The 11,282-nt window shown below is 54.2% G+C and carries 8 protein-coding genes and 1 pseudogene; 6 read left to right on the top strand and 3 right to left on the bottom strand.

Going from position 1 to position 11,282, the window contains the following annotated elements; genetic code table 11:
* Positions 1 to 53 precede the first annotated feature (53 nt).
* Positions 54 to 758: an IS6-like element IS26 family transposase gene (locus AB5Y73_RS12525; RefSeq protein ID WP_001067834.1), complete on the bottom strand. Its 705-nt coding sequence runs from the start codon at positions 756 to 758 to the stop codon at positions 54 to 56.
* 64 nt (positions 759 to 822) lie between these two features.
* Positions 823 to 2,073, bottom strand: a pseudogene (locus AB5Y73_RS12520) (transposase); the annotation flags it as partial.
* 191 nt (positions 2,074 to 2,264) lie between these two features.
* On the opposite strand from AB5Y73_RS12520, the gene AB5Y73_RS12515 reads away from it, so the two are divergent.
* Entirely contained in the window at positions 2,265 to 2,882 is a 618-nt protein-coding gene (locus tag AB5Y73_RS12515) for a recombinase family protein (RefSeq protein ID WP_047439809.1), read from the top strand.
* Here AB5Y73_RS12515 and AB5Y73_RS12510 read toward each other — a convergent pair.
* Positions 2,879 to 3,202, bottom strand: coding sequence for a hypothetical protein (locus AB5Y73_RS12510; RefSeq protein WP_047439811.1), 324 nt, complete (start codon positions 3,200 to 3,202; stop codon positions 2,879 to 2,881). The genes AB5Y73_RS12515 and AB5Y73_RS12510 overlap by 4 nt on opposite strands.
* Positions 3,203 to 3,939: 737 nt before the next feature.
* Here AB5Y73_RS12510 and hsdR point away from each other — a divergent pair.
* The 5 genes from hsdR (at position 3,940) to AB5Y73_RS12485 (ending at position 10,950) form a co-directional block, all read left to right on the top strand.
* A complete protein-coding gene (hsdR, locus tag AB5Y73_RS12505) occupies positions 3,940 to 6,405 on the top strand; it encodes an EcoAI/FtnUII family type I restriction enzme subunit R (RefSeq protein WP_103261034.1) in 2,466 nt (821 codons plus the stop codon).
* A gap of 120 nt (positions 6,406 to 6,525) precedes the next feature.
* Positions 6,526 to 8,013 (top strand): N-6 DNA methylase, encoded by a 1,488-nt coding sequence (locus AB5Y73_RS12500; protein ID WP_103261035.1) that lies wholly within the window; start codon positions 6,526 to 6,528, stop codon positions 8,011 to 8,013.
* Positions 8,013 to 9,764, top strand: a complete 1,752-nt coding sequence (locus AB5Y73_RS12495; protein ID WP_103261036.1) for a restriction endonuclease subunit S — start codon at positions 8,013 to 8,015, stop codon at positions 9,762 to 9,764. The genes AB5Y73_RS12500 and AB5Y73_RS12495 overlap by 1 nt, the downstream gene beginning before the upstream one ends.
* Positions 9,764 to 10,471: a DUF3800 domain-containing protein gene (locus tag AB5Y73_RS12490; RefSeq protein ID WP_081990753.1), complete on the top strand. Its 708-nt coding sequence runs from the start codon at positions 9,764 to 9,766 to the stop codon at positions 10,469 to 10,471. Before AB5Y73_RS12495 ends, AB5Y73_RS12490 begins: the two co-directional genes overlap by 1 nt.
* Entirely contained in the window at positions 10,465 to 10,950 is a 486-nt protein-coding gene (locus AB5Y73_RS12485) for a hypothetical protein (protein WP_197058106.1), read from the top strand. The genes AB5Y73_RS12490 and AB5Y73_RS12485 overlap by 7 nt, the downstream gene beginning before the upstream one ends.
* The last annotated feature ends 332 nt before the right edge of the window (positions 10,951 to 11,282 follow it).

Genomic DNA, 11,282 nt, shown 5'->3' with positions numbered 1-11,282 from the left:
CGGCACTGTTGCAAAGTTAGCGATGAGGCAGCCTTTTGTCTTATTCAAAGGCCTTACATTTCAAAAACTCTGCTTACCAGGCGCATTTCGCCCAGGGGATCACCATAATAAAATGCTGAGGCCTGGCCTTTGCGTAGTGCACGCATCACCTCAATACCTTTGATGGTGGCGTAAGCCGTCTTCATGGATTTAAATCCCAGCGTGGCGCCGATTATCCGTTTCAGTTTGCCATGATCGCATTCAATCACGTTGTTCCGGTACTTAATCTGTCGGTGTTCAACGTCAGACGGGCACCGGCCTTCGCGTTTGAGCAGAGCAAGCGCGCGACCATAGGCGGGCGCTTTATCCGTGTTGATGAATCGCGGGATCTGCCACTTCTTCACGTTGTTGAGGATTTTACCCAGAAACCGGTATGCAGCTTTGCTGTTACGACGGGAGGAGATATAAAAATCGACAGTGCGGCCCCGGCTGTCGACGGCCCGGTACAGATACGCCCAGCGGCCATTGACCTTCACGTAGGTTTCATCCATGTGCCACGGGCAAAGATCGGAAGGGTTACGCCAGTACCAGCGCAGCCGTTTTTCCATTTCAGGCGCATAACGCTGAACCCAGCGGTAAATCGTGGAGTGATCGACATTCACTCCGCGTTCAGCCAGCATCTCCTGCAGCTCACGGTAACTGATGCCGTATTTGCAGTACCAGCGTACGGCCCACAGAATGATGTCACGCTGAAAATGCCGGCCTTTGAATGGGTTCATGTGCAGCTCCATCAGCAAAAGGGGATGATAAGTTTATCACCACCGACTATTTGCAACAGTGCCCATCGGCGTAGTAGTGGATGTGGTCGATGACAAAGCCGGTGCGGGTCAGCGTGCGCCGGAGGATCGGCAGAAAATCGACCAGGAACGAAGTAGCGCGTGTGACGACGGCCGGTACGCCGACACGCGCCACGGCCTCGGCCCAGCGCGCGGCCGGCGGTTGGAGCAGGCCGTTGTGCACCGAACCGTGGTAGGTGCCGACCGCCAATGTGAGCCAGCGCTCTAGCTCGCGCAGCGTCAGGGCGGCCTTGTTTTCGGAATCGTAGTCGCCGCGCTGGTCAGGGTTGGAGAAGGTCGTTCCCGGCAGTTCGTCGTGAATCATCTGCATCGCCGTGCCGATGATCCGTTCCACGATGCCGCCATAGTGCGGCTGTCCCAGCGGGCGATAGTCCAGCCGGATGCCATGCTGCTCGCAACCCCGGCGCAGGGCCTCGCTCTTGAACTCGGCCGCGTTGTCTAGGTAGAGCAGCAAGGGCTTGCCGCTCATCTGCCAATCCATTTCCACGTTCAGTCCTTCCAGCCAAGGGCGCTTGTCGCAGGCGACATGCACGAGGCACAGGCCAACCGAAACGGCAGACGGCGCTTCCAGCGTGACGACCATGCCGAGCACGCAGCGGGTGAACACGTCGATGGCGAGGGTCAGGTACGGGCGGCCAATAGGTTGCCGGTCGCGGTCATCGACCACGATCAGGTCGATGACCGTATGGTCTATCTGCACCTGCTCCAGCGGCGCGGTCACGGCAGGAGGCTCGCCGCCCACACCTTGTAGGTCACGAGCGGCATCCTGGCCTTCCCGCCGGCGGATGACCTTGCGCGGGTCAAGGCTAGCGATCCGTAAGGCCACGGTATTGCGCGCCGGCACTCGCAGTTTTTGAGCCTTGCACACCTGAGTGACTTCGCGGTGAAAGGCCGCTAGGCTGCGCTTCTGCTTGGTCAGGAACCGCTTTTGCAGTAGCTCGTGGATGACGCGCTCGACCGGTTCCGGCAAGCGCCCCTTACCTTTACCTCCACCGGACTGGCCGGGCACCAGATCCGTCACGAGGCCGCTGCCTTGCCGGGCACGCCGGATCAGAACGTATACCTGGCGCCGAGACAAGCCCAGCGCCTGAGCCGCCATATCGGCCGCTTCGTGCCCGACCGTCTCCGACTGCGCCAACGGACTGATGATCTCCGCACGACGGCGCGCACGCTCCCAAGCCTCATCAGGCAGAGTGGCCACGCCTTGTTCTGGAATCCGTGGGGTGTCCGTCGCCATGCTCACCTCGCTTTGGTGCACACGAGTATTGAGCATAGTCGAGATTGGTGCAGATCACTTCTGATATTGAACTGTCAGGAGCTGGCTGCACAACAGCCATTACGCCCAATCAACTGGTGCAGTCGTCTTCTGAAAATGACATATTGAACCAATAATTAGGAACCACTTTAAACAGACCGATGGGGGTTTCAATGTTCATACGGGCGTATTTACGTGCATCGACAGTGGAACAGGATGCTGAGCGGGCACGAGAGCTTCTGATAGGTTTTGCTGCTGAGCATGGCCATCAGATTGCCAGTTTCTATGTGGAGAATGAGTCGGGAGCGACGCTGGACAGGCCTGAGCTTATGAGGCTGATCCGCGACGCTGCAGATCGTGACATTGTGCTGGTAGAGCAGATTGATCGTCTGGCCCGTCTCAATCAGACGGATTGGCAAACACTGAAGCAGCTTTTGGCACAGAAACAGCTCTCCATCGTTTCTCCTGAGCTTCCGACTTCCTGGGTGGCATTACAGGGGGACAGCCGCTCCGAGTTCACCAGCGCCATTTTGCAGGCTGTAAATGGCATGCTGTTGGATATGCTCGCAGCCGTCGCTCGTAAAGACTATGAAGATCGCCGTCGCAGGCAGCAGCAGGGTATTGCCAAGGCCAGGGATGAAGGGAAATACCGTGGTAGGCAGAAGGATGAGAAGAAGCGTCAGCACATCGCCAGGCTGTTGGTGACAGGCCACAGTTATTCCGCGATTCAGGAGATGCTTGGTTGCTCAAGGTACCTTATCGCCAGTGTGGCCAAGGAGGCGCGCAGTTAGCTCCAGAAGTAGTAATTTTTGATGACCGGCCCACCCTTGCGTTTTGGGCGTGGGGTTGTCTTGAGGGTTTTCGCTGTCCAGATAAGAGCGATGCTCAGCGCAGTGAACAGCCCGGCGGGCCAGTGCCAGCAGGCGAGTGCGGCAAGAGCCATTAACTGCAACCTGGCCGTGATGGGGCGCCTGGTAGCCCAGGCCAGTATTGGCCAGCACCAGTAAACCGGTGGCAGGCAGATCAGTAGCCATGCAAACAGCGTGTCGCCAAGTGCCATCAAGCCCAGCGCAACCAACGCCATGAGGGCGATATCAGCGATCGGTTTCATGGTGTCTCTCTTTTGCATGCGCCTTGTAGCTATACAGACTCCACACGAAGACAAGCGTGAAGAAGGCCAGCAAGCCTACCATTCCCCAACTGAACGCATCCATCGTGTTACTCCACCAATGAACATGATTTCAGCATGGCACTGAAGGTCTTGGTATTCAATCAACTTATTGAAAATGTTGACTTTGTTCGTTCGTGACAAAGTTGGAGTACTGGAATCCAGTGGCTTATTGACCAGTGGAATCAGCGCCCTTATCCCCGGCCAATCCCTGTCCAATTCCTTTCCACATAACTATCTATCTGGAATCTTGGTGCGGATATTCCAGATAGTGGAATGTCGCTTCAGAACGAGCACCTGGAATATTGATAGGGGCCTTCCCATCTATCTGGAATGTTCGTGCTGTTTTTCGCTCTGGAATGTTGGCCACTCTGTCTGAGGTGAGTGGGAAAACCCGGTGTGCTGGAATTGATGGGGGCAGATTCCTATCTATCTGGAATCTTGGCCTCTGCATTCAGCGAGAGCCAAACCGGCTGACTTGCTATGGGACTAACTCAAGCGATGCCCTTCAACAATCATTCACTACGACCTAGTTACGCCATTACCAGACGTTTCCTTGACCCGAAGGCATGCCATCAAGAGCTGCACCCATGTTGCTTTATGAGTCTGAAATCAATAAAACCCGGCTGAATTTATGAGAGAATCTTGAGCAATATTGTCCCCCGACCGGAAGAGTGCTCATGGCCGAGATCAACAAAGCAACCCTCACCGAAGCCGACATCATCTCGAAATACCTGCTGCCTGCTATCAAGGCTGCGGGGTGGGATGACCTGACTCAGGTTCGCCAAGAGGTGAAGCTGCGGGATGGCAAGGTGGTGGTGCGCGGCCAGATGGCGGCACGCAAGAAGGTCAAATCGGCCGATATCGTGCTCTATCACAAGATGGGCTTGCCACTGGCGGTGATCGAGGCCAAAGCCAACAAGCATGAGATTGGCAAGGGGATGCAGCAGGGGCTCGATTATGCCCGTCTGCTGGATGTGCCGTTCGTATTTGCCAGCAACGGCGATGGTTTTGTATTTCATGACAAGACCAATCCGGCCAAGCTGGAATCCGAGATCGCGCTGGAGGACTTCCCCAGCCCCGGCCAGCTTTGGGACAAACTCTGCACCTGGAAGGGTTACACCCAGGCACAGTTGCCTGTCATCAGTCAGGACTACTACTCGGATGGCAGCGGCAAATCTCCCCGCTATTACCAGCTGCAGGCCATCAACAAGACCGTAGAAGCCATCTCGAAAGGTGAGGATCGGGTATTGCTGGTGATGGCCACCGGCACCGGCAAGACCTACACCGCATTCCAGATCATTTGGCGTTTGTGGAAGGCGGGCGCCAAGAAGCGCATCCTGTTTTTGGCCGATCGGAATGCGCTGGTGGAACAAACCAAGCGTAATGATTTTCAGCCTTTTGGCTCGGCCATGGCCAAGGTCACTGGGCGTACTGTCGATCCTGCCTATGAGATCCACCTTGCCCTCTATCAGGCGCTCACCGGACCAGAAGAGTCACAGAAAGCCTTCAAGCAGGTCTCACCCGGTTTCTTCGACCTGATCGTGGTGGATGAGTGCCATCGGGGCAGCGCCGCCGAAGACAGCGCCTGGCGCGAGATCCTCGAATACTTCTCATCGGCCACCCAGATTGGTCTCACTGCCACGCCCAAAGAGACCGCAACCGTCTCCAGCACCGATTATTTCGGTGACCCTGTTTATACCTACTCCCTCAAAGAGGGAATCGAAGATGGTTTTCTTGCCCCCTACAAGGTGGTGCGGGTCGATATCGATGTCGATCTGCAGGGGTGGCGTCCCACCAAAGGGCAGATGGACAAACAGGGCAACCTGATTGAAGACCGTATCTATAACCAGAAGGATTTTGACCGCACTCTGGTGATCGACGAGCGTACCCAGCTGGTGGCCGAAACCATCACCAACTACCTCAAGAAAACCGACCCGATGGCCAAGACCATCGTGTTCTGCAACGACATCGATCATGCCGACCGGATGCGACGGGCGTTGGTCAACCTCAACCCGGAACAGATGGCCAAGGATGAGCGCTATGTGATGAAAATCACCGGCGATGATGAGTTGGGTAAGGGGCAGCTTGAGAACTTCATTGAGCCGAAAAAGCCCTATCCGGTCATCGCCACTACTTCCGAGCTGATGACCACTGGCGTCGATGCCAAAACCTGCAAGCTGGTTGTGCTGGACCAAAATATCCAGTCCATGACCAAGTTCAAGCAGATCATCGGCCGTGGTACCCGCATCGATGACAAGTACGGCAAGCTCTGGTTCACCATTCTCGACTTCAAGAAGGCCACCGAGCTGTTTGCCGATCCCCGTTTCGACGGCGAGCCGGAGCGCGTCATGGTGATCAAACCGGCAGACATCAACAATCCGGATGAAGGCTTGGGCGATATCATCGGCGATGCCGATCTGCTGCCAACCGATGAACCCGGCGACAATGACGATCCGTTTGCTCCCGGAGTCGATGAACAACCCGGCAGCTACACAACCGGTAGTGATGGTGGCCAGAGTAGCGCTGGGGGCCAGGGCGCAGGCCCGCTGGGTGGCCCCGAGCCCGGGGTCAGCAAGTATTATGTCAACGGCGTGGCGGTCAGCGTCATCGCCGAGCGGGTGCAGTATTACGATGCCGATGGCAAGTTGGTGACCGAATCCTTCAAGGACTACACCAAAAAGACCCTGCTCAAAGAGTTTGCCACCCTCGATGCGTTCACCAAACGCTGGCAAGCCGCCGAACGCAAGCAAGCCATTATGGATGAATTGGCTCAGGCGGGCGTGCTGTGGGAGGTGTTGGAGCAGGAAGTGGGCAAGGAGCTCGACCCGTTCGACCTTATCTGCCATGTGGTATACGATCAGCCGCCACTGACCCGCCGCGAGCGGGCCAACAACGTCAAAAAGCGCAACTACTTCACCAAGTACAACGACACCGCCCAGCAGGTTCTTACCAGACTGCTCGACAAGTATGCCGATCAGGGGGTGACCGAGATTGAGACCAAGGATGCGCTAAAAGTCGCCCCCTTTACCGAGTTGGGGCGCCCGCTGGAGTTGGCCAAGAAGGGTTTTGGTGGCCCCAAACAGTTCGAGCAGGCCATCACCGAACTGGAGCAAGAAATTTACCGTGAGCAGCAGAGCGCCTGACGACCTGACTGCTTCTGAACTACCATGCGGCCATTCCAATGATGGCCGCTTGTTTTATCGATACTCCTGACGCATTCGCCCCTGTATTCGTCATCATTTTTGTAAAAAGCAGAGAATTCCATGTCATCCATCAGCTCAGTCATCAAATCCATTCAGGACATCATGCGCAAGGACGCCGGTATCGACGGCGATGCCCAGCGCCTCGGCCAGCTCTCCTGGCTGCTGTTTTTGAAAGTGTTCGACGCCCAGGAAGAGGAGTTGGAGTTTGAGCAGGATAACTACCGCTGCCCCATCCCCGAGCGCTTCCTGTGGCGCAACTGGGCGGCCGATAGTGAAGGGCTGACAGGCGATGCCCTGCTCGATTTCGTCAACAACGACCTGTTCGACAGCCTGAAAAACCAGCCTGCCAATATCGATCTCAACCCCCGTGGCTATGTGGTGAAAGAGGCGTTCAGCGATGCCTTCAACTACATGAAGAACGGCACCCTGCTCAAGCAGGTGATTAACAAGCTAAACGAGATCGACTTCACCGACAGCAGTGAGCGCCACCTGTTTGGTGATATCTACGAGCAGATCCTGCGCGACCTGCAAAGCGCCGGTAACGCGGGCGAGTTCTACACCCCCCGCGCCGTCACCCGCTTTATGGTCAACCGCATCGACCCCAAACTCGGCGAGCGGATCATGGACCCGGCCTGCGGTACCGGCGGCTTTCTCGCCTGCGCCTTCGATCATGTCAAAGAGCACTATGTCGAGACCTCAGCCGACCACCAGACTCTGCAGCAGCAGATCTTGGGGGTCGAGAAGAAGCAGCTGCCGCACCTCCTTTGCACTACCAATATGCTGCTGCACGGCATCGAGGTGCCGGTGCAAATTCGCCATGGCAACACCCTCGACAAACCGCTGTCGAGCTGGGATAGCGATATCGATGTGATCCTCACCAACCCGCCCTTTGGTGGTACCGAAGAGGATGGCATCGAGCAGAACTTCCCGGCCGATCTGCGCACGCGCGAAACTGCCGACCTGTTCCTGCAGCTGATTATCGAGATCCTGAAAAAGGGCGGTCGCGCCGCCGTGGTGCTGCCTGATGGCACCCTGTTTGGCGAAGGGGTCAAAACCAAGATCAAGCAACTGCTCACCAGCGAGTGCAACCTGCACACCATAGTGCGGCTGCCCAACGGCGTGTTTGCCCCCTATACCGGCATTAAGACCAATATCCTCTTCTTCACCAAGGGTCAGCCCACCAAGGATGTCTGGTTCTATGAGCACCCCTATCCGGCTGGGGTGAAAAACTACAGCAAGACCAAACCGATGAAGTTCGAGGAGTTTGAAGCCGAGATCGCCTGGTGGGGCGATGAGGCGGACGGCTTTGCCGCCCGGGTAGAGACCGAGCAAGCCTGGAAGGTCAGCATCGACACCATTATCGAGCGCAACTTTAACCTCGATATCAAAAACCCCCATGTTGGTGAGCAGATAAGCCACGACCCTGAGGAGCTGCTGGCGCGCTATGCCAAAGAACAGGCTGAAATTCAGACCCTGCGTAACCAGCTAAAAGCCATTCTGGGCGACGCCTTGGGCAAAGGTGCGGCCAAGCAAGGGGGGCAGGCATAATGGCGATCGAGAATCTGATTACCGACCACCTGGATCTATGGACCGCGGCGGTTCGCCCCAAAAGCAGTGCCGGGCGCGGTAGCAACAGCAAGCTGGAACTCACCGGCATCAAAAAGCTGCGAGAGCTGATCCTAGAGCTGGCCGTGCGCGGTAAATTGGTGCCGCAAGACCCCAGCGATGAACCGGCCTCCGTGCTGTTGGAACGGATCGCCGCCGAAAAGACGCGGCTGGTGAAAGAGGGCAAGATTAAAAAGCCCAAAGCCTTGCCAGAAATTGGTGAGGAAGAGAAGCCGTTTGAATTACCGGATGGGTGGGTGTGGTCAATGCTTGCAGAGATCGCAGAGATCAATCCACGTAATGAAAGCGATGATACTGTTGACGCATCATTTGTACCCATGTCTTTAATCAGCACCGCATATAACGGGCAGCATGAATTTGAAGCAAGGAAGTGGGGCGAGATAAAGAAAGGTTTTACCCATTTTTCTAATGGGGATATTGGCATAGCAAAAATAACACCATGCTTTGAGAATAGTAAGGCTGCAGTTTTTCGTGGTTTAACTAATGGAATAGGTGCAGGAACGACAGAGCTTCATATAGCTAGACCATATACAGATTATGTTTCAGCATTCTTTATATTATTAAATATAAAATCGCCTATATATCTCAAAAAAGGTGAGGCAGGAATGACCGGAACCGCAGGTCAAAAGCGACTTGCCAAGGACTTTTTCTCATTCTATCCATTGCCAATTCCGCCATTTGCAGAACAGCACCGCATCGTTGCCAAAGTGGATGAGCTTATGGCCCTCTGCGACCAGTTGGAGCAGTGCAGCGAATCGCAGTTGGCGGCCCATCAGACGCTGGTGGAGACCCTGCTCGCCACACTGACAGACTCCTGCGATGCCGACGAGTTGGCGCAAAACTGGGCGCGGCTAAGCACTCATTTCGATACCCTCTTTACCACTGAGGCCAGCATCGACGCCTTGAAACAGACCATCCTGCAACTGGCAGTAATGGGTAAGCTGGTACCGCAAGACCCAAGCGATGAACCCGCCTCCGCCCTGCTGGAACGCATCGCTGCCGAAAAGGCGCTGCTGGTCAAAGAGAAGAAAATCAAAAAAGAGAAACCGCTGCCGATGATTCGGGCGGAGGAACAGCTATTTGAGCTACCAATAGGTTGGGAATGGGTTAGATTTAGCCAAGTTGCACACTCTCGCCTTGGAAAAATGCTCGATAATGCAAAAAATATTGGCAATGAATTGCCATATTTAAGAAATACAAATGTGCAGTGGGATCTGATTGAGCTTGATGATATAAAACAAATGAAAATCGATGATAATGAAAAAGATGAGCTAGCTCTTAGGTATGGTGATTTATTGATATGTGAAGGTGGTGAACCTGGAAGATGTGCTATTTGGAAGCATCATAATAAGGAAATGTATTTTCAAAAAGCACTGCACCGAGCAAGGCCTTATCAAGGGGTAATGGCAGAGTATTTACAAATTTGTTTAACTAATGATGCTGCTACGGGAACCTTAGAACAGTATTTTACAGGAGCAACAATTAAGCATTTTGTTGGTGCAAAACTGAATGAATATTCAATTCCTCTACCTCCTACTGCGGTACAAAAATTGATAGTAGCTAAAGTCGATGAACTGACGACACTCTGCGATCAACTTAAATCCCGCCTGCAAACCAGCCAGCAGACCCAACTTGCCTTGGCCGAGTCGCTGGTGGAAGGAGCCCTTGCCTGATGAGCCGCATATTTAATGTCTATTGTGATGAGTCCTGCCATCTGGAGAACGATGGTCAATCGGCCATGGTGCTTGGGGCTGTATGGTGTCCGCTGGATAAGCGCCACGAGATCGTGCGTCGCTTGCGGGAGATCAAGCAAAAGCATGGGTTGGCGCCGGATTTCGAGGTGAAGTGGACCAAGGTTAGTCAGTCGAAACTCGCCTTCTATCGTGACCTGCTGGATTACTTTTTCGATGATGATGACCTTCACTTTCGTGGTCTGGTTATCCCGGATAAATCACAGCTAAATCATGAAGCGTTTGGGCAGAGTCATGACGACTGGTACTACAAAATGTATTTCGTCATGTTGAAGACGATCTTTGAGCCGCAGAATGGCTATCGAGTCTATATCGATATCAAGGATACCTTGGGGCATGAGAAGATCAGCAAGTTGCATGATGTTTTGTGCAATAACACGTATGACTACTCGAAGAAAATCATTCATCGGGTGCAGCGGATCCACTCTCATGAAGCCGAGTTGCTGCAAGTTGCGGATCTTTTGATCGGAGCCCTGAGCTATCTGCATCGAGGGTTGACCAGCAGCCAAGCCAAGCTGGCGTTGATTGAAAGAATACGGCAACGAAGTGGTTACAAGCTGACACACAATACCCTTCTGCGAGAGAGCAAGTTCAATCTGATGGTCTGGTGCAGCAGGGGTGGATGGTGATGCAACCTATATGGCTACCTGACCTCATTCTGATGACCGCCTCTGGCGGTGATTGGGGGCGTTTTTTCTCTGCTGTTTATGCGGCCTTCGAACAAGACTTTGTACTCAACAAACCCGAGTTCAGAGGCAAGCGTCTTGGTCTGAAACGTCATCCTGAATATGCCGGGAAATCAGCGACCTTCTGGCACATGATTTCAACTGGAGAAGTTGAAGCAGAGCGAGAACCCGATTTACGTCGATGCGAACGCATCCGCTGGCCCAAACCCATCATCGAGAATGATAGCGATCCTGAGCTGAAGGTGTGGGCTGAGCCTCGTGGCAAGCAACAACGCATCCATATCTGGTTTGAAGCGGAAGGCTACCTAGTCGTGCTGGATGATCGAGGAGAATACATCCTGCCGTGGACGGCATTTTTCATCGAACATGAGCACGAACGGCGCAAGTACAACAAGCGCTGGGAACGGTATGGGAGTTATTGACTGCTAGGGGAGGGAATTAAGCTGGCCGCGCCCTCCGGAGAGGACGGGGCCGTAACTCCTTCTACGCTGACGCCAAAGGCTGGTAGATGAGATGCGCAAAGTGTAACGGTTACCCCGATGATTAGCAACCGACTGGCTGTATGGCGAAGTAATAAGGCGTGTATGCCGACACAAAGACAGATTCAAAAAAACAACCCCGGCGTAAGTTGCAAAGCAACCAAGAGGCCGGGGTCATGTTGCGGGAAACCTTAAAGAGACGCCCTCTTTCAGTCAAACATTTTTACCCCATTTTGTGATGGATAGAGTGGTAGTCGAGTGGATATCAAAGCAGG

The sequence above is a fragment of the Aeromonas sp. s7(2024) genome (assembly GCF_040907825.1).
Lineage (GTDB): Bacteria > Pseudomonadota > Gammaproteobacteria > Enterobacterales > Aeromonadaceae > Aeromonas > Aeromonas veronii.
This window is presented reverse-complemented; position numbering and strand designations above follow the sequence as displayed.